This is a genomic window from Rothia nasisuis (assembly GCF_928381405.1).
GTDB classification, from domain to species: Bacteria; Actinomycetota; Actinomycetes; order Actinomycetales; family Micrococcaceae; genus Rothia; species Rothia nasisuis.
This window is the reverse complement of record NZ_CAKMSB010000007.1, coordinates 17,144-35,777: the sequence shown is the minus strand read 5'-3', so window position 1 is coordinate 35,777 and position 18,634 is coordinate 17,144. Positions and strand designations below refer to the sequence as shown.

16 protein-coding genes are annotated in these 18,634 nt (G+C 61.4%); 2 read left to right on the top strand and 14 right to left on the bottom strand.

Features of this window, described 5'->3' with window-relative positions; genetic code table 11:
* Positions 1-1,038 precede the first annotated feature (1,038 nt).
* The 6 genes from L6966_RS07175 to L6966_RS07150 form a co-directional block, all read right to left on the bottom strand.
* Positions 1,039-2,055 (bottom strand): hypothetical protein, encoded by a 1,017-nt coding sequence (locus L6966_RS07175; RefSeq protein ID WP_237233132.1) that lies wholly within the window; start codon positions 2,053-2,055, stop codon positions 1,039-1,041.
* On the bottom strand, positions 2,045-3,268 hold the full coding sequence (locus L6966_RS07170; RefSeq protein WP_083092099.1) for a sensor histidine kinase: 1,224 nt from the start codon (positions 3,266-3,268) through the stop codon (positions 2,045-2,047). The genes L6966_RS07175 and L6966_RS07170 overlap by 11 nt, the downstream gene beginning before the upstream one ends.
* 155 nt (positions 3,269-3,423) lie before the next feature.
* Positions 3,424-4,137 carry a response regulator transcription factor gene (locus tag L6966_RS07165; protein WP_083092098.1) on the bottom strand — a complete coding sequence of 238 codons (714 nt, stop codon included), beginning with the start codon at positions 4,135-4,137 and terminating at the stop codon, positions 3,424-3,426.
* A gap of 183 nt (positions 4,138-4,320) precedes the next feature.
* Entirely contained in the window at positions 4,321-5,202 is an 882-nt protein-coding gene (locus L6966_RS07160; protein WP_237233131.1) for a hypothetical protein, read from the bottom strand.
* A 55-nt stretch (positions 5,203-5,257) separates the two neighbouring features.
* Positions 5,258-5,899 (bottom strand): sugar O-acetyltransferase, encoded by a 642-nt coding sequence (locus tag L6966_RS07155; protein WP_083092096.1) that lies wholly within the window; start codon positions 5,897-5,899, stop codon positions 5,258-5,260.
* Positions 5,900-5,901: 2 nt separating this feature from the next.
* A complete protein-coding gene (locus L6966_RS07150; protein ID WP_180377866.1) occupies positions 5,902-6,054 on the bottom strand; it encodes a hypothetical protein in 153 nt (50 codons plus the stop codon).
* A gap of 47 nt (positions 6,055-6,101) precedes the next feature.
* Here L6966_RS07150 and L6966_RS07145 point away from each other — a divergent pair, with 47 nt between their 5' ends.
* A complete protein-coding gene (locus L6966_RS07145) occupies positions 6,102-7,817 on the top strand; it encodes a long-chain-fatty-acid--CoA ligase (protein ID WP_237233130.1) in 1,716 nt (571 codons plus the stop codon).
* A gap of 103 nt (positions 7,818-7,920) precedes the next feature.
* Here L6966_RS07145 and L6966_RS07140 read toward each other — a convergent pair whose 3' ends face one another.
* On the bottom strand, positions 7,921-9,051 hold the full coding sequence (locus L6966_RS07140; protein WP_237224322.1) for an N-acetylglucosamine-6-phosphate deacetylase: 1,131 nt from the start codon (positions 9,049-9,051) through the stop codon (positions 7,921-7,923).
* Between the two features lie 73 nt (positions 9,052-9,124).
* Between L6966_RS07140 and nagB the strand changes: the two genes are divergently transcribed.
* The gene (nagB, locus tag L6966_RS07135; RefSeq protein ID WP_237224323.1) at positions 9,125-9,934 is read left to right on the top strand and encodes a glucosamine-6-phosphate deaminase; all 810 of its coding nucleotides are present in this window, start codon (positions 9,125-9,127) and stop codon (positions 9,932-9,934) included.
* Between the two features lie 223 nt (positions 9,935-10,157).
* Here nagB and L6966_RS07130 read toward each other — a convergent pair whose 3' ends face one another.
* From L6966_RS07130 to L6966_RS07100, 7 genes are all read right to left on the bottom strand, one after another.
* Positions 10,158-10,844 carry an N-acetylmannosamine-6-phosphate 2-epimerase gene (locus tag L6966_RS07130; protein WP_083092092.1) on the bottom strand — a complete coding sequence of 229 codons (687 nt, stop codon included), beginning with the start codon at positions 10,842-10,844 and terminating at the stop codon, positions 10,158-10,160.
* Between the two features lie 9 nt (positions 10,845-10,853).
* Positions 10,854-11,789: an ROK family protein gene (locus L6966_RS07125; RefSeq protein ID WP_083092091.1), complete on the bottom strand. Its 936-nt coding sequence runs from the start codon at positions 11,787-11,789 to the stop codon at positions 10,854-10,856.
* A gap of 28 nt (positions 11,790-11,817) precedes the next feature.
* Complete coding sequence (locus tag L6966_RS07120; protein ID WP_237224324.1) at positions 11,818-12,738, bottom strand: dihydrodipicolinate synthase family protein; 921 nt, start codon at positions 12,736-12,738, stop codon at positions 11,818-11,820.
* A gap of 71 nt (positions 12,739-12,809) precedes the next feature.
* Positions 12,810-13,676, bottom strand: coding sequence for an ATP-binding cassette domain-containing protein (locus L6966_RS07115; protein ID WP_083092089.1), 867 nt, complete (start codon positions 13,674-13,676; stop codon positions 12,810-12,812).
* Positions 13,673-15,766 carry a dipeptide/oligopeptide/nickel ABC transporter permease/ATP-binding protein gene (locus L6966_RS07110; RefSeq protein WP_237224325.1) on the bottom strand — a complete coding sequence of 698 codons (2,094 nt, stop codon included), beginning with the start codon at positions 15,764-15,766 and terminating at the stop codon, positions 13,673-13,675. Before L6966_RS07110 ends, L6966_RS07115 begins: the two co-directional genes overlap by 4 nt.
* 2 nt (positions 15,767-15,768) lie before the next feature.
* Positions 15,769-16,722 carry an ABC transporter permease gene (locus tag L6966_RS07105; RefSeq protein WP_237224326.1) on the bottom strand — a complete coding sequence of 318 codons (954 nt, stop codon included), beginning with the start codon at positions 16,720-16,722 and terminating at the stop codon, positions 15,769-15,771.
* A 220-nt stretch (positions 16,723-16,942) separates the two neighbouring features.
* The gene (locus L6966_RS07100; protein ID WP_083092087.1) at positions 16,943-18,553 is read right to left on the bottom strand and encodes an ABC transporter substrate-binding protein; all 1,611 of its coding nucleotides are present in this window, start codon (positions 18,551-18,553) and stop codon (positions 16,943-16,945) included.
* Between the last annotated feature and the right edge of the window lie 81 nt (positions 18,554-18,634).

Sequence of the window (18,634 nt, the reverse complement as noted above, 5' to 3'; positions counted from 1 at the left end):
GAGGCTTATTCAAAAGTGCCTTCACCTCGGCTTCCCAGGCTCGCGCTCGATGGAGCCCAGCGGCTTCGCTGTGAGCCTGGGGAACCCCTTATGAATAAGCTTCAGTAAAAGCCCCAATCGGCAATACTCGAAGCGTAAGTAACCGGCCCCTTAAAATAAGCGAGCGTGCGTCAAATCGCCGAGCGTGCACCCACCTGCCGCACGCTCGGCGATTTGACGCACGCTCACCGAGAAAGCAGTCATAGGAATGCCCCGTTTGGCTTACTCCCACACCCCTCATCCGCTCACGGCTGACACATACGCAATGACAGAACACAAATGCCCCGGTTCAATTGAGCCGGGGCTTACGTGGAGCGGTTGACGAGATGTGAACTCGCGACATCCACCTTGGCAAGGTGATGAACAATGATTTTCGCGTAGCGAATCAGAAATCGTGGGTGGTGACGCGCCCGGGGTGGGACACACTTTTCTGCCTATAACCTAAGCCTCACAATCCCTGACCCATGGCTCTAGTCCGCCCTGGCAACACTGAGGCCATACGAGACTGAGGCCCGGCCACTCACAGAGTGGCCGGGCCTCAGCGTGTAACCTTACTGGTTGACCTGGGCTCAAAAAACGATGAATCAGAACCCGTGGTGTCAGTGCGAACGAAAGTGAGGCCCCCACCCGTTAAGGTGGGAGCCTCACAACGCCAAGGTGCGGAACCTGGAGCAAAATTTCCGAATTGTCTCCCCCAAGAAATCCGAATCACTAGGCTATGGGCCAAGCGGGTTCAAGTTCCGTAGGTTACCTTATGCACTTGAAAGACTTCTTTTGTTCTTCTGGGTCAGTCCCCCAACGTCACCAGAAAGCCAAGTCCCCCGACTCAGCCTTCAAGAAGCTCTCAAGCTATTTAAAATAGTAGTTAGATTCCCTCGCTTTGTATGTCCTCATATGGGGCCACGCTTGGGTTAACGTCCTCGCAGGTGCCCCGAGGTCTTCCCCTTAAACCGCCTACAAACACAGGCTAGGAAAAACGAACTACCCCTGCTAGAAGGGCTATATCCGCTCCACAGCACCGGTCTGTGAGATCTCAATGGCACTGGGTTCCGCGTCCTCAGAATTACCGTCATGAACCAGCATCACAGCGGTCAGATCGTCAGCGGGGAAGGCTCGCACAGTGATGGTGCCGCCCGAAGCCTTATCGAACAAATCCACGGCGCATTGGGTGAGTGTAACCGCTACACGGGCAGGTAAGGCTGAGCCGCGCTCGTCCAAAATATCGACCTTAACACCGCGCTGGCGGGCCCGCCAGGCCGCATCCAGTATCTCTCTGTTCACTATGTAGCGGCCACGGATCGTATCGCGTAGCTGGGCCTCAGTGAAGCGGAACTCGTCCATCTCGCTACGGGTCACCGGTGACTCGTTGTAAGCGATGCGGTAGAGCATGTCCTCGGTGAGGGTGCGTACCTCTTGTACACGCTGAGTGGCAATAGCCCCCATACCTGTCTCTTCAGCGCTACCAGCGTCCGCGATAATACGCATACCGCGCGCCTGCCGGGTTTTCGCCACAGCCTGCTCGATCTGTTTCGGCACCACCATGCTCACAATCATGACAAGGAAGGGTACCGCGAACTCTGTTGATAGCACCAAACGGGTGTCGAAGTAGTTAGTGTGCCAGCTCAGCACCAACACGGTAAAACCGGCAAAAAAGAGCCAGGCAAAAACGGTATGGCGGCGCAACATCAGACCGGCCGCGAGCAAGGTGTAGGCCATGAGCGGCCAAGACAGGTTCGAGAAAACAACGGAATGACTGATAGCGCTCAGGGTGGTCTCTACCGAGTTGAGGGCCAATACCAGGATAATCGGCATCATGACGTCAGGCAGAGCCAGACGTTTAGTGGGCAGGTAGACCGGCAGGGCCGCCAGCGCGTAAAAGGTGAGCACAATCGCCCAGTGCGGTGCACGGGGGGTGGTGTAGTGGCTGTACCAGAAAATGAAAGACCCCGTAATCAGTAGGGTGACGGTGGTCAGAATCAGGGTGAGCAGCCGGGAACGGTAGTACTTAACCAGCATTAGGTTCCTCGTGGGGCCACTGAACCACGACCGTGGTTCCCCTCTCTGGCATCGAAGTGATGGTTACCATGCCCCCGGCCTCCTTCATGGAGCGAATCATAGAGACGCGCACACCCAAGCGCCGGCGGTCGATGTCGCTGACAGAGAAGCCCTGGCCGCGGTCTGAGATGGTACAGAAAATATAGGGGCGCACCTCGTCGGAGCGAGTAGACCTAAAGGGCCTACGCATCTCGGTGCGAATCGAGATTTGTGTGGTGCGGGTGCCCGAGTGACGGGCCGAGTTAGAAACGGCCTCTGTGACGGCGTGGGTGAAGGCCCTCGCCGCAGTGTAGGGGAGGGTGGAGTCAGGGCTGGCCTGCGGGTACTTATCGATGGAATCAGAGACAAAGCGGAGGCGCTGATTCCAGGGCTCTATGCCCTCGGCAACCTGCTCTGTGAGTGCCTGAAAGGTGATGGGGCGCTGGGGCTGGATCTTGAGTCCCTCTTCTTCGAGGACGCTGATTGCGCGGCGGGCCAGTAAACGGGTGCGTTGGGGGAGCTCTCCTGGGTTGCGACTGGCATCGAGCAGAGCAGCCATGACATTGTCATGGACAAGTTTGTCGAACTCCTGGAGCTCCTTTGCATAGTCCTGGGAACGGCTGAGTAAGAGCTGGGCTGAGAGGGTCTCATAGTAGGTTTTATCTGACTCACGTACAGCGTTGAGGGCGAAGCGGGCAAGACCCGCCAGCAGGGCGCAACAGAAGGCCAGATAGGCTACGCGAAAAAGGAGCTCCGTGGGGTTAAGATCCACACCGGTGATTAAGTGGGCAGACACAGAGCTGGCAGTCAGTAAGGCCGGAAAAATAAAAAAGTGCAGAATGCTATCGCGTGGGGACTCTTCAAAAACCGGCACGAGCATAGCGTAGATGCCAAAGAGCCAGGACCAAGGTATGGCAGAGTGCTGGGCACCTGCGCTGAAGGGCCAGAGGATGTAGGAGCCGTAGGCAATGACCAGCATAAAGCTGACCACCTTGGATGAGACCTCTTTGCGCACCCCGTTAAACATCAGTAGGGCGGCATGGGCCACCAGCAGGGGAACGAGGGTCAGGTACCAGCCGGAATCACCGCCAGGAGTCTCTGAAATGTTGGCTAACGCCTGAAAGAGCAGGCCTACTGCAAGGAGAGCGTAGATAATCTCAAGGTTGCAGTAGAGCCCAAATGAGCTGGGGCCCATGAGCCGCTGCTGCCCAGTAGTGAGGGCAAGCGACTTGAAAGAGAAGGAGCGGATGCGGTCGGCGCGGGAGGGTTGGAGCGCATTGGCAAGGTCTCGTGAGGCGCCGCCGAAGGTGGTAGACAGAGTGTGAATCCTTTGGGGCGGTGGGGGAAGTACTAGATGTTGCGGTCTGCGGTGGAGGTATCTTCCATAGAGTCAACCAGGCCGTCTTCGATAGCGCGGATGCGTAAATCAATTTTGGTGGGAGCCGGGCGCCCAACACGGGCATACTTTTCACGGATACGGTCAATATTGGTTTTCACCGCTGACTGCTTGATGCCCATACGGCGCGCCACCTGTACCTGGGCGAAGCCAGAGGCGTAGAGGCGCAAGGTCTCCTGCTCACGGGGTGAGAGGTTGGCGCGCGAGAACTCGTGGTCACCGTCAATTGCTGCGGCTAGTTCTTTAGTGACCACAGCTTTACCTTCTGCGATGTTCTTAGCTTCAGCCAGGGCATGTTCGAGGGGCTCTGACTTGCGCACCAGGCCCAGAGCGCCTGCCCTCAGGGCTTCACGAATCAGCGCCGGGTTCTCGCCGACGCTGAAAATCAGCACCTTAATGCCTGCCCGCTGCAGAATATCGACGTTTTCTGAAGGGCGAGACTTGTCTTGCAGTGAGAGGTCAAGGAGTACAACGTCGCAATCACGCTTGAGCTTGCCTAGGTCAGCAGATGACGGGTCTGTCAGGCTACGGCCGAGCGCCACAAGCAAATCTGCTGCGGTGGGTGCCGCTGCGACCAGTTCGATTTCGCTGGCTCCGGCTGCGACTGCGCGCATGCCTTCGCGTACAACTTCGTGGTCATCAACGATTCCTACACGTACTACGGTCATAATCTTTAACTTACCTCGTGTGCCGGTGCCACCGCTGTGGGTGGCTACTGAGCTGGTTGCTCCACCTGATGTTTGCGTGCGGAGCAGATTACATTTTTTCTTATGAAAATATTTTACAGGCAAAGAGGGCGGTTCGTGGGCTGCAACGGAGTTTTACCGGGCCCGCACTAGAGCGCCCGGCGGTCAGCGTCCGGCACCAGCGTATGAAATGGGCCCCAGACGTTTGTGGTAACGGGTGCCTGCACTGGCACCTAGGAGGGCGCCGAGCAGGGCGAGGACGCCCGTAGCTAAGGTGGTGAGGGTGCCGAAAACCGGGTCGGGGCCGACCAGGGGCTGCAGGGCGAAACCGGGTCTGAGCGGAACGTCCGCCGATGAGGTGGCCCAGGTAAGCAGGGTTGCCAGAAGTGCGCCAAAGGCACTCACCGCAACCACTCCTAAAGCCTGTTTGCCGGGTGCCAGAGCGGTCATGCGTGTGGCGGTGTAGCCTGCCAGAGCATAGCCCAGCAGAAGAGCCAGGGCGGTGGTGATAGTCCAGGGCAGGGCTGCCAGCTGGGTTGATGTAGCCGTTACAGCTAGTACAGCTTCGGTGGGGCCCGGGTAGACGGCCGCTCCCATCGAGGTCAAGATGAAGCGGGTGGTTGCCAGCGTCCCGGCAATCACAGCGGCTGCCACCAGCGCACCGCTCAAAGCCGGCAGGAACTGTACCCGTGCCTGGCTTGCGCGCACGTTGAGAGGGGGGTCAGGGAACAATGCTGCCGGGTTTATCTGTGCGGGCGCTGCCTGCGGGGCAGGAGGAACTGCTGGCAGGGGAGCAGCCGGGGTTGTTGGCCCTGCTGAACCGGGGAACCCGGACGGAGCCTGCCCGTAGCGCGTGGCCGAAAGGTCAGCGCCGCTGTGTGTAGCCACCCGTGATTGCTGGGTAGCCGGATCGGCAGCTGACCACTGCTCTGCGCGCGGATTGAGTACACGAGTGGGATCGGAGTCTTCAAAGACGGCGTCCCAGTCCTCAAAATCCTGGTGGTCTGAACGGTTCTGACCGTTACGGCCAGGGTTAGAGTCGGTCATCGATTCCCCTCAACTCAAGCTTCATAGAACTACAAGCCTAACCCAGACCCGCGCCCTACCCCAGCCCCAGAGCCTGGGCACTGTACTGGTGGGCGGAATCAGTGGGGCGCTCGTCCGCGCTGACGTACTTGATGACGCGAGCCGGGTTGCCCACCGCAACCGCGTTGGCGGGGATGCTCCCAGTGACTACAGCACCGGCTCCAATCACGGCGTTCTCGCCCACCGTCACGCCGGGGCAGAGAATAGCGCCGCCGCCAATCCACACGTTATCGCCCACAGTAATAGGGAGACCGCCTTCCCACAGGTCAGCGCGGTCCACCGGGTTCAACGGGTGCGTGGGCGTGAGGAACTGGACGTGAGGGCCAACCAATACCCCGTCGCCAAAGCGGATGGGGGCAACGTCCAAAAAAACGCACCCAAAATTGAAGAAGCAGCCTGCCCCAATGTGGGTATTGACCCCGTAATCGAAATCAACCGACGGGCGAATCACAGAGCCCTCACCCAGGGAGCCCACCATGCGCGCCAGCACCTGGGAAAAGCGCGGGTCACGGGCCCGATACAGACGCGTGTATTCCTCAACGAGAGCGACCACCCGGTAGTGGGTATCAGCGCACTCGGCATCTGGCCTGTAAGCGTAGCCTGCCGTCATCTGATCAAACACGCTCTTGCCAGCGCGTAGCTGCTCCCAGCTGGTCATAGCTACATACCCCCGTAAAGAAGCTGCATGAGACCGATGACGCCTAAACCAAACCCAATCACAATCAGGCCAGCAATAATCAGGCGCTTATTGATTTCGCGCATGAGGGCGCGGAATTCCTCGGGAGTAATATCGTTATTTCTACGTCGAGCCATACCTATCAGTATGTCAGCAACGAGCCCGCTGTGGCACAATCATGTGTATGTCTTCAGCTGAAAATTCACAGATTTCCGCGGACTTCCCGCTGGCCCACCGCCCCTGGACCAAGAACTACAGGCCTGAGAGCGCGGTCGATCTTGACCTTCCAGAGACATCGCTGTCTCACCTCATGGCAGAAGCCGTGCGTACAGCCCCGCATAAGGTTGCCCTCGAATTTTTTGGCGCCACCACCACCTACGGTGAGCTGGGCGACCAGATTCTGCGCGTTGCCGAGGGCCTCCGCAAGGCGGGTATTCAGCACGGCGACCGTGTAGCCATTGTGCTCCCCAACTGCCCCCAGCACATCGTTGCCTTCTACGCCATTTTGCGCCTGGGGGGCATTGTGGTGGAGCACAACCCGCTCTACACTTCAGCTGAACTGCGTCACATGTTCGAAGATCACCGGGCTAAGGCTGCCATCGTGTGGGACAAGATTGCAGATAATGTGACCTCCCTGCCCGCCGATATTCGCCCTAAAGATATTTATGCGGTCAACATGATTGAGGAAATGCCCTTGATGATGCGCGCGGCCCTCAAACTGCCCATCGGCCGTCTCAAGGCTTCCCGTGAAAAGCTCGAAGGCACCGCCCGAGGCACAACCCCCTGGCGTTCCTTTATGAAAAATGAGCCCCTGGCCGCCAACCACCACCGCCCTACCGCCCACGATTTGGCTCTGCTCCAGTACACCTCGGGCACCACTGGCCTTCCCAAGGGCGTCATGCTCACTCACCGCAACCTCGAATCCAACGGCCGTATGGGCGAAGAGTGGATTAAGCCCGGTGATGACGAAGTCATCTATGCCGTGCTGCCCCTCTTTCACGCCTACGGCATGACCCTGGGGCAGACCATTTCAGCTGTCTGCAAGGCCCGCCTGGTGCTCTTCCCCACGGTCGATATGGACCTGATTTTCAGAGCCCTGAAGAAAACCACCCCTACCCTGATTCCTGCGGTCCCCCCGGTCTACCGCCGCATTCTTGCTGAAGCGAAACAGCGCGGGGTCTCGCTACGGGGCATCCGCTATGCCGTCTCTGGCGCTATGCACCTCCCCGTTGAACTCGTTGCGGAATGGGAAGAAGCTACCGGCGGCATGCTGGTTGAAGGCTACGGCCTCTCTGAATGCTCGCCGCTGGTCTCCTGTAACCCGCTTAACACCACCCGCCGTGCGGGAGCCATTGGCGTCCCTTTCCCCTCCACCGACATCCGCATCGTTGACCCCGAGACACTCGAAGACGTACCCAACGGGGACGAGGGCGAGCTCCTGGTGCGTGGGCCCCAGGTCATGCGCGGCTACTGGAAACGTAGCGAAGACACATGCAAAACCCTGCTTGAGGGCAGCTGGCTCCGTACCGGCGACATCGTGCGCCTCGACGCAGACTACTTCATCGAAATCGTCGACCGTATCAAAGAAGTCATTATTACAGGCGGGTTCAACGTTTCACCCACAGAAGTTGAGAACGTGCTCAAGCAGCACGACTCTGTTGATGACTGCGCTGTGGTTGGTTTGCCGGATGGCTCCGGTGGCGAGAAAGTCACCGCCGCCATTATTCCCGCAGCCGGGCATGCCATCGACCCCAGCGAGCTCAAACAGCACTGCTACGAACGTCTGACCCGCTACAAGGTGCCCAAGAATTACTATGAGGTTGACGAGCTACCCCGCTCCATGCTGGGTAAGACCCTGCGCCGCAAGGTGCGCGAAAATCTAGAAGCCAAGTACAGCTAGGCTTCGTCACAAGGGTTGGTGAAGCAGGCTCACCGTGAAGCCGCTGGGCTTCATCGAGTGTGAGCCTGCGGAGCCTTGTGAATAGGTCTCAGCCCTTAAAGGGTTAGTCTCGTAGTACGCCCTGGAGGGAGCCATCTGGCCCCAGCAGGGCGTAGCTGTGTGCGGGTTCTGCTAGGCCAAGGGCAGTGGCGGGGACGCTGGTAGCAGCCCGGGCCGCCTCTGCGAGGGGCACCCCGAATGCAACAGCCTGCTTAAGGGCCCGTGCCAGAGTGAGCGTGCTCCCGGCAATTGTCTCGGTGCCCTTGATTCGGGCAACAGAGTTCTGCACCTCTACCGCTAGGGAACCCAGCCGGTAGGGGCCGTCCGCACACCCAGCTGCCGCCATAGCGTCAGTTACCAGGGCTACCCGCCTGGGGGCCAGTGCGAAGGCAGCCCGTACCATGGGGCCGTGTACGTGCACCCCGTCGCAAATGAGCTCGAGGGTTACGTGTGGGCTATCAGCGGCGGCGGCTACCGGGCCGGGCTGGCGGTGGTGCAGGGGGCGCATGGCGTTGAAAGCGTGAGTCAAGAGTGAAGCGCCCTCGTCAAAGGCAGCCTTGGCCTGCTCGTAGGTGGCGTCCGTATGCCCTACCGCTACTGTGATACCCAGCTCTACGCAACGCTGTAGGGTGGCAAGACCAGGGTCGGTCTCAGGGGCGAGAGTAATCTGGAGAAGCCTGCCTTCGGAGGCCTCCCAAAGGAGCTCAACAGCGTCTGGGGTGGGGGGTTTCAGGGTCTCGAGGGCGTGAGCCCCCTTATGGGCCGGGGATATAAAGGGCCCCTCAGCGTGAAAACCTACAAGAGTGGCCTGCCCCGGCTCCTGCTGGTCCAGCAGGGGGAGCAGGCTGGTCATCGTGGCCTGCATCTGCCCGAGGGGGTTAGATACCAGAGAGGCCACCAGGGCAGAGGTGCCGGCCTGCCCGTGCACTCGCAGGGCGGTAGCTACATCGGGGGCGTCCTCAAAAGCGGTACCGCCCCCACCGTGGCAGTGGATGTCGGTCAGCCCCGGGGCCAGCACCCAGCCGCTGGCATCGCGTACCTGCGCGGACGAGAACTGCGGGCCGCTGACGTGCTCCTTCCAACTCTCGCCCTCACCCATAGCCAGCAGACGCTCGCCCGCCGTCAGAACCCAGATGGTGGGGTGAGCATGTGGGGTGAGATGGGTGAGGGAATGAAAAAGAATGGTGTGCGACATAGGGTCCCTTATCAATACGTCATATTGTTGTGCTGGCGGGTATTTAAACATATATTTTTTGTACTATATTCTTATGGAAATAATTATATGTGATTCAAAGGATCAAGCGGGAGCTTATGCTGCTTCGCTTATTGCTATGGTGACCGAGCGAAACAATCAGCGGGGTCTTTCAACCGTGTGGGGTGTGGCTACCGGCTCATCGCCTGAGAGCACCTATGAGCACCTTGCGGCCCGTGTGCAGGCTGGGCTCAATGTGGGTGCTGTGAGTGCCTTTGCTCTCGATGAGTACGTGGGCCTTGACCCTGCCCACCCCGAGTCTTACCACAGTGTTATCAATGACCAGGTGGTGCAGAAGGTGGGACTGAGTGCTGAGCGGGTGCATGTGCTCAACGGTATGGCCGAAGACATCCCCGCCGAATGTGCCGCCTACGAGGCAGATATGAAGGCTGAAGGTGGGGTTGACGTGCAAATACTCGGTATAGGTGCCAATGGGCATATAGGCTTTAATGAGCCCGGCTCATCTTTAGCTTCGCGCACCCGTATTAAGACACTGGCCCCTAAGACGGTAGCGGATAACGCTCGTTTCTTTGACGGCGATACCTCGAAGGTGCCGGTCCACTGCCTGACCCAGGGTATCGGCACCATCATGGAGGCCCGCAAGATTGTGCTGGTTGCCGACGGCGAGAAGAAGGCAGCGGCTATAGCCGGTATGGCTGAGGGGCCGGTGACCGCCTCCTGCCCCGGTTCCATCTTGCAGATGCACCCCGATGTCACGGTGGTTATCGATGAGGCGGCTGCCTCCCAGCTTAAAAATGCAGAATATTACCGTTTTGCCCAAAGCAATATTCCCTTCTTTCAGAAGCCAGAAAATATTGGGGCATGAAAATATATAAAACTGGGGTGGGGGTATATTTATAACTCCCACCCCAGTTTTATCTTTGGTTATTTTTAGTATCTGGGTGGGGCAGGGCCGCTATGAACCTTTGAGGCTTATTCATAAGGGTAGAGGTGCCCCGGGCTCACGCTCGGTGGCTGGCGAGCTTGCCAGCCAGAAGCGAACCGGGCGAGAGGGGCGGCAGCGAGTGCGAGCCTGCGAAGCCTTTCTGTTATTGAGTCATTGCCTCTTTAAACCAGCCCGTAATAGAAATGGGGTGGGTGATGGCGGTACCAACGACGACGGCGTGGGCTCCGGCGTCGAGGGCGGCCCGGGCCTGGGTGGGGGTGTGCACACGTCCTTCTGCAATGAGGGGGCGGCCAAGGTTACGGGCGGCGATAGCTTCGAGAAGTTCGAGGTCGGGGCCGTCGGTTCTGGGGCGGGTGCCGGTGTAACCGGCCAGGGTGGTTCCGATGAAGTCGGCTCCGGCATCGGCAGCTGCAAGAGCTGATTCAAGAGAGTCGCAGTCGGCCATGACCAGGGCATTGCTAGAGGCGTGAATTCCCTCAATGACCTGGGCAAGAGTGAGCCCGTCGGGGCGGTTGCGCAGGGTACCGTCGAGGGCGACGATGTGGGCTCCTGCCTGGGCAACGGCGAGGGCGTGGTGCAGGGTAGGGGTGATGAAGATGCCGTCGTGGCCGTCCTTCCAAAGCCCGATGACGGGTACCTCCACGGCGGTGCGGGTGAACTGGATGTCTGCCAGGCCTTGCACACGTACGGCGGCGGCTCCGCCCAGGACGGCGGAGGCGGCGACCTGGCCGGTGGTGCGGGGGTCGCGCATGGGTTCGCCGGGGTAGGCCTGGGCTGAAACAATGAGCTGGCCTGCGAGAAGTTCGGTGAGCTGGTCGGGAGTGAACACGGTGTTTTCCTAGCGGGTGGCGAAGTCGGGAATGAGGGTGGCGGCCCCGAGCAGGGGAGCATCGGAGCCGAGGGCTGCGCGGACGATGGTGGTTTCGGCGGCCTGGCCCAGGGCTGAGCTGAGGTAGGCTGCTGCCATGTCGTCCCACCAGCGCTTGCCGAGGTTGACTACGCCGCCGGAGACCACAATCAGGTGGGGGTCGAGGATGGTGGCCAGGTCACCCAGGGCGATACCGGCGGCGCGGGCTCCGAGGGCGATGGAGTCGCAGGCGATGGGGTCACCTGTCTCGGCCAGATGCTCGAGATCAAAGAGGTTGGCTGCGGGGCTTTCGCCGCCGAGGCGGTGGTAGCTGGCGACGATGCCGGTGCCGGAGGCAACGGCTTCTACATGGCCCGCTCCGCCGCAGGTGCAGGTGATGCCGACGGCCCAGGGGGAGGAGAAATGGCCGACGTGCCCGGCCAGGGAATGGGCCCCTCGCATCTGGGTGCCACCGCTGATGTAGGAGCCGCCAACGCCGGTGCCGAAGGCGACCATGAGGCTGGTTTCGGCGGTGGAGGTGGCACCCTGCCAGGCTTCGCCCAGGGCGTGGGCATGGACGTCGTTGACGGCGTAAGCCGGTAGGCCGGTGCGGTCGGTGACGATGGCTGCCAGCGGGGTGCCACTCCAGTCGCGGATGAGGTTGGCCGCGGTAATGACCTGCCCTTCTTTACCAATGACACCCGCTGATCCGATGCCGATGCCGACCGGCTGGTAGCCCCGGCTGCGGGCCAGGTCGGCTAGGTCGGCGAGGGCGGACGCGGTGTGCTCGGCGAGTGTGGTTCCTCCGGCCTGGGCCTGGGTTGGGATTTTGTCGCGGTGCAGGACGTCGCCGGTGGAGGAGACGATACCGAGGGCTGTTTTGGTGCCGCCGAGATCTGCGGTGAGTGCTACGGGCTGGTGGGTCATGAAAGCGTCCCTTTCTCAGGCGGAGGGGCTAGATGAGCCCGACTGATTGGACGATAGCGCGGATGCGCTGGGTTTCGGTGTCGCCGAGGGTTTCCATGGGCTGGGACATGGTGTTGGAGTCGAGAACTCCCATGACCTGCAGGGCGGTTTTGAAGGCGCCCAGGCCTGCTGCGCCGCCGGAGACGCTGGGGGTTTCGACAAAGACGATGTCGAAGAGCTTGGCCAGGCGATCCTGTTCGGTGCGGGCTGCTTCCCAGTCGCCTGCGCGGGCTGCCTCGTAGAGGCGCTTGTAGCCTGCGGGATCAACGTTGCCGAGACCGGGGACCAGGCCTGCAGCGCCTGAGAGCATGGCCCCGTCGCAGACAACTTCGTGGCCGGTGAAGGCGGCGAAGCCTTTGAGGTCGCGGGTGGCAAGGGTGAGCTGGCGGAAGGAGACGTCGTCGCCGGATGAGTCCTTAACACCGGCAATGACGCCCTCGCGGGCTAGCTTGGTGAGCAGGGGCAGGGGGAGCTTCTGCTTGGTGCGTACCGGCACGTCGTAGGCGAAGACGGGGACGTCGACGGCATCGGCGATGGCGCGGAAGTGGCGTTCTTCTTCGAAGGCATTGTCGATGGCGTAGAACTGGCTGGTGACCACGATGGCGTCACCGCCGATGGCCAGCAGGCGCTTGGCTTCGTCGATGACGCGGGCGGTGGTCATGTCGTTGACACCGACAAGCAGGGGGACCCGCCCCTGGATTGTTTCGATGCAGGTGCTCAGCACGGTTTCGCGTTCTTGGTTGGTCAGGTAGAGCACCTCGGATGAGGAGCCCAGGGCGAAGATGCCGTCTACTCCGCCGTCGATGAGGTGGTCGAGCAGGCGGCGCAGGGAGGGGATATCGAGGGCACCGTCCGCGGTGCGGGGGGTGAGCAGGGGCGGGATAATGCCGGAGAAAGCGGGAGCGGTCATGGGGTGTTCTCCTTGGTGGGATTGGGGCGGCGCGGTACTCGGCGGTGAGCTGCGCCGCCCGGGCGGTTACTTTAGACGTGGAGCAGGGTGGGTGCTGCTCCCAGCAGAGTTCGGGTGTAGTCCTGGCTGGGAGTGTCGAAGACCTGTTCGGCGCTGCCTTCTTCAACGATCTTTCCCCTATTCATCACGCAGATACGGTCGGAGACGTAGCGGACGGTTTGAATGTCGTGGGAGATGAAGACCATGCCGAGGAAGAGCTCTTCCTTAAGGTCTGAGAGCAGGTTGAGCACCTGGGCTCGCACTGACACATCGAGGGCGCTGGTGGGCTCGTCGGCCACAATCACCTTGGGTTCTAGGGCCAGGGCGCGGGCAATAGCGACGCGCTGGCGCTGGCCGCCAGAGATCTGGGAGGGCAGGGCGTCGGCTGCTGAGGCGGGCAGGCCCACCAGGTGCAGGAGCTCACGGACGCGCCGGTCGCGCCCGGCCTTATCGCCGATGCCGTGCACATCCAGAGGGTCCTTGAGGATGTCTTGCACGGTCATACGCGGGTTGAGGGCGGTGGAGGGGTCCTGGAAGACGATGGAGACGTCCGAACCGAATTCCTTACGCAGGGCCGCATTGCGCTTGAGGGCGCTCTTGCCCTTGAAGAGCACGTCGCCCCCGGTGGGCTTTTGCAGCCCGACGATGATGGAGGCCAGAGTGGACTTGCCGCAGCCCGATTCGCCGACCAGGCCGATGGTTTCACCGCGGCGGACGGCCAGGTTTACCCCGTCCACAGCTTTGACGATGTTGGGTTTGAAGATACCGCCGGTGCGGGCCCGGTAGTGGACCTGTACGTCTTTGAGCTCGATGATGGGTTCGCTGACGCGGTGGACGGCGGCGCGGCCGGTGGTGTTGAGCAGGTTTTCTGCTGCGGGGGTCACAGGCTGGGTGTTCATGCTGTCTCCTGTGAGGTAGTGGCGGGGGCCAGGTGGGAGGCCCAGTGGTGGTCGGTATCGCCGGTGACAGGGGTGAAGACCAGCTTCTGCTCGGGGTCAGCGCCTGGGCGCTGGGAGCGGGGGGCGAAGCGGTCGCCGGTGGCGAAGTCGGAGGGGGAGGGCACGGTGCCGGGAATCTGGTAGAGACGCTCGGAGCCGGATTCGATGGAGAGCACGGAGCCGAGCAGGCCCCGGGTGTACTCGTGCATGGGGTTGCTCAGTAGCTGGCTGGTGGCACCTGCTTCTACGATCTGACCGGCGTACATGACCGAGATACGGTGGGCCACCTGGGCTACCAGGGCCAGGTCGTGCGATACGAAGATCATGGCGAAGCCCAGCTGCTCGCGTAGCTCGTTGAGGAGCTTGATGACCTCGGCCTGCACGGTGACGTCAAGGGCTGTGGTGGGCTCATCGGCAATGACCAGCTTGGGGGAGCGGGAGAGAGCCATAGCGATGAGGACGCGCTGACGCTGACCGCCGGAGAGCTCGTGGGGGTAGGAGGCCAGGGTGCGCTCGGGGTCGAGCTTGACCAGGCGCAGGAGCTCTTCGGGGCTCTTGCGGCCGCCGCGGCGGGTCAGCTGCTTCATCTGGTCCTTGATGAGCATGGAGGGGTTCAGGGAGCTCAGGGCGTCCTGGTAGACCATGGAAATCACGGAGCCACGCAGCTTCTGGAATTCGGCTTCGGAGGCCCCGACCAGTTCCTGGCCTTCAAAGAGCACGGAGCCGGTGATCTTGGCCTTCCTGTCGAGCAGGCCGATAATGGCCAGGGAGGTAATGGACTTACCCGAACCTGACTCACCCACCAGGCCCATGGTCTGGCCCTCGGTGACGGTGAAGGAGACGCGATCTACTACCGGGGTATCGCCGAAGCGTTCGGGGAAGTAGATGGAGAGGTCCTTGACTTCCAGGATGACGCGGGCGGATGCGTCTGCCTGTAGGCGGTCGGTGCGGCGGGCTTCTGCGCTCTTGAGTTCGGCCAGGACTCCTGCCAGGTTGGCGGCAACCACAGCGTCCCTCTCGGCTGCCGGGCGGGAGCCAGCGTGCCTGACGGGCTCACCCCAGGGGGCGGCGCCCTGCCCCTCTTCCTCGGGGGAGGTAGCTGCGATGGACTTGTCGTCGGCGGTGGAGGGTGCTGCGGTGAGGGCACCGGCGGTGGTGCCAGCAACCACGGAGGTGTCGTCAATCTTGACCTTGCGGCGTAGCTTGGGGTTGACCATGGCGTCGGTCATGCCCTCAGAGAGCACATTGAGGGCCAGGACGGTCAGCAGGATGATGGCACCTGCGAAGGTGGTGGCCCACCAGCCGCCTGCCAGCACCAGGGCACGGCCGTCGGCAATGACGTTACCCCAGGAAGGATCTGGCGGGCGCACACCGGCTGAGAGAAAGCTCAGGGAGGCTTCGAGAATGATGGCGTCGGCAACCATGACGGTGGCGAAGACCAGCACGGGGGCGATGGTATTGCGCACGACGTGCTTGAGCAGGATGTAGAAGCGGGGGGATCCCATAACTCGCTCGGCACGGACGTAGTCCTCGTCCCAGGCGGCCAGCACCTGGGCGCGGACCACGCGGGCTAGCTGCGGGGTGTAGACCACGGCAATGGTGAAGATGATGGTGCCCACCGAGTTGCCCAGGGAGGCCAGCAGCACAGCGGCCAGGGCGATACCGGGGAAGGCCATGAGCACGTCCATGACGCGCATAATCAGCTCGGAGACGAACTTGGAGCTGGTGGCTGCCAGGGCACCCAGAATACCGCCCATGATGAGAGCCAGGGCGACAGCGCCCAGACCGACCTGTAGGGAGGCGCGGGCACCGTACATCAGACGGGAGAGGATGTCGCGGCCCTGACGGTCGGTGCCGAAGAGGTAGTCGGAGTTGGGGGCACCGATGGGGGCACCGGTGGAGGCCAGCGGGTCGTGGGGTGCCAGCCAGGGGGCGAAGACCGCGACCAGGGCGATAAAGAGGAGGAAGCTGAGGGCGATTTTAGAGCCGGTGGGGAGCGCCCTGAATCGGATGCCGGGCGCTGAGAGGCGTTCTGCTAGTCCGCTACGCATGGTTAGACGCTCCTGATACGGGGGTTGATGAGTAGGTAGAGCAGGTCAACGATGATGTTGACGAGCACGAAGGTGACGGCGATGGTGAGCACGACGCCCTGAACCAGGTTGATGTCGTTACCGGTGATACCGATGAAGATGAGGTTGCCCATGCCGTTGAGGGAGAAGATCATTTCGATGACTACGGCACCGCCGAGCAGGTAGCCGATACGCAGGCCGAGCACAGTGACCGGGGTGATGAGGGCGTTGCGGAGTACGTTCTTGGTGATGACCTCGCGGCGGGGTACGCCGTTGCCGATGGCGGTGCGCACGTAGTCTTTGTCGAGTTCTTCAACCATGGAGGTGCGGACGGTGCGGGTCAGTGAGGCGCTGACCGGAACGGCGAGGGCTACGGCGGGCAGGAACATGTGGGAGAGCCAGGTGCCGAAGCCGCTGCCGGGAGGGGCGGAGCCTCCGGTGGGGAACCAGCCCAGGCCTAGAGCAAAGTACTGGATCATCAGAATACCCAGCCAGAAGGAGGGGGTGGCGATGGAGGCCATGGAGAGCACACGGATGATCTGGTCGGGCCAGCGGTCGCGGTAGAGAGCCGCGATCACGCCCAGTATCAGGGAGGCTACCGCAGCAATCAGTACGCCCAGGAAGGTCAGTTGCAAGGTGGTGGGAAAGGCAACCTTGATTTGGTCGATGACGGGCTGGGCCGGAGGGGTGGTCATGCCCAGGTCGAAGCGGATAAGCCGGGAGAGGAAGGCAAAGTACTGGACGATGAGCGGGTCGTTGAGGCCCCGTGATTCTCGGTAGGCTTCTTTGGCTTCTTCTGAGGCGCCTTCACCCAGGGCGATGGTTGCTGGGTCGCCGGGGGTGAATTGCAGGATGACGAAGACCAAGATGGTGACGCCCAGAATCATGATGGGCAGGGCGATGAGGCGCCTGCCGAGCAGTCTGAGAAAGTTTGACACGGGTCTGGCTCCCTGAAGTTTTAGGACGGGGCCGGGGCGGCTGAGGGGTGAGGGGCTGCCCCGGTGGGGTGAGAGGTCTTGTGTGGGCCCGGCACCTGCTTGTTTGGGTGAGGCAGGTGCCGGGCGGGGTGTGAAAAGGGGGTGCGATGTGTGGAAATAGGTTTACCTTTTCACGGGTTACCGGCTTATCCAGCTGGGGAGGCTGGGCCGGTGAGACCACCTAGGCCTGGGTGGTGCCTACCTTCTGGAAGGACAGGCCGGTGGTGGGAATGGGGGCGAAGTCGGTGAGGGTATCAGCCGACCAGGCGGTGGGCAGTTTGCGGTGGAAGAGGGGGTAGAGGGGAACATTCTCTGCCACGATGTCGAAGATGCCCTTCCAATCGGGGCTGTCTGATGCGACGGCTTCGGCCATAGCATCCTGCAGCTGGGTGTACTCGGCGGTGTCTGACCAGCGGAAGCGCTTCTCGGGCCAGGTGGCACCTCGGTACCACCAGGAGAGCAGCAGGTCGGGGTCGTTGCCGAAGACGGAGGGGTCACCGGGGGCCAGAACGACGTCGAAGTCGCCGGTATCAACGTAGTCAGAGTAGAGGGAGGAACTCTGGGAGTCCTGCAGAGTAACCTCGATGCCGGCGTCCTTGAGGGATTCCTGAACCAGCTGGGAGCACTGCTTGACCCAGTCGTGGTCGGTGGTGCGCAGGGTGATGGAGAGGTTCTCGACGCCGGCGTCCTTGAGCAGTTGCTGGGCCTTGGCCTTGTCGTAGGTGTAGACGGTGGAGGCCTCGGTGTAGTCAGGGTGCTCCTTGTGCAGGAAGGAGGTGGCTGCGGTGGCGTTGCCAAGCAGACCGGTGGAGATGACCTTCTCGATATCGATGGCGTAGAAGAGGGCCTGGCGAACTTCCTTCTTGTCGAAGGGGGCCTTGGCACAGTTGAACATCATGAAGAGCAGGCCGAAGGACTGCACCGACTCGACGGTCACGCCGTTGGTGTTCTCCAGAACGGGAACGCTGTCGTAGGGCACGGACTCGATGGCCTGTACACGCTGGGAGCTCATGGCGGTAACGCGGGCTGAGGACTCCACCAGAATCAGCCACTTCATGCTCTTGGCCAGGGCGGGGCGGGGGCCGTTGTAGTCGTCGAAGCGTTCAAAGGCGATGTGGTCACCCTTGGTCGCAGAGACGAACTTGTAGGGGCCGGAGCCGATAGGGTGGGCACCGAAAGCCTCAATGTCGTCGCTGGCTGAGGCAGGCATGACGTTGACCAGGGCGATACGGTCAGCGAAGAGGGGGAAGGGCTGGTTGAGCTTGAACTCTACAGTGGCATCGTCTACAGCGGTGACGGTGTCGATGAAGTAGAGGAACTGGCTGAAGAGTGATTCTTCTGAGGTGTAGAGCTCGAAGGTGGAGACAACGTCTGCGGCGGTGACCGCTGCACCGTCGTGGAACTTAGCGCCCTCACGCAGAGAAACACGGTAGGTGGTCTCGTCCACAACTTCGGGGTCGCCGGTGGCCAGCGCGTTGTAGCGCTCGCGGGTGGCGGGATCGAGGCCGTAGAGGCCCTCGAAGATGTGCATATTGGCGGCGAAAGGGGCAGCGCCTGATGCCTGCGAGGGGTCGAAGGTGGTGGAGACGTCGTAGGCGATTGCGGCGTTGATGGTGCCGTCCTTGTTGGCATTGGCGCTACCGCCATTCGCAGATGAGCTGGTGCCAGTTGACGAGTTACCGCAGGCTGCGATGGAGGCGGCGAATGCAGTGGCTGCGCTGATGCCGCCGGCAATCTTGAAGAAGCCTCGGCGTGAGGTGTCAAATTCCTTGACGCGGGTGAGCTGTGACATCGATGTCTCACTCCTTTAGGGGCTACGCTCCGGGAAGGAGCGGGAGGTTGTCTAACTAAACTGGAGGTAGGACGTCCTACC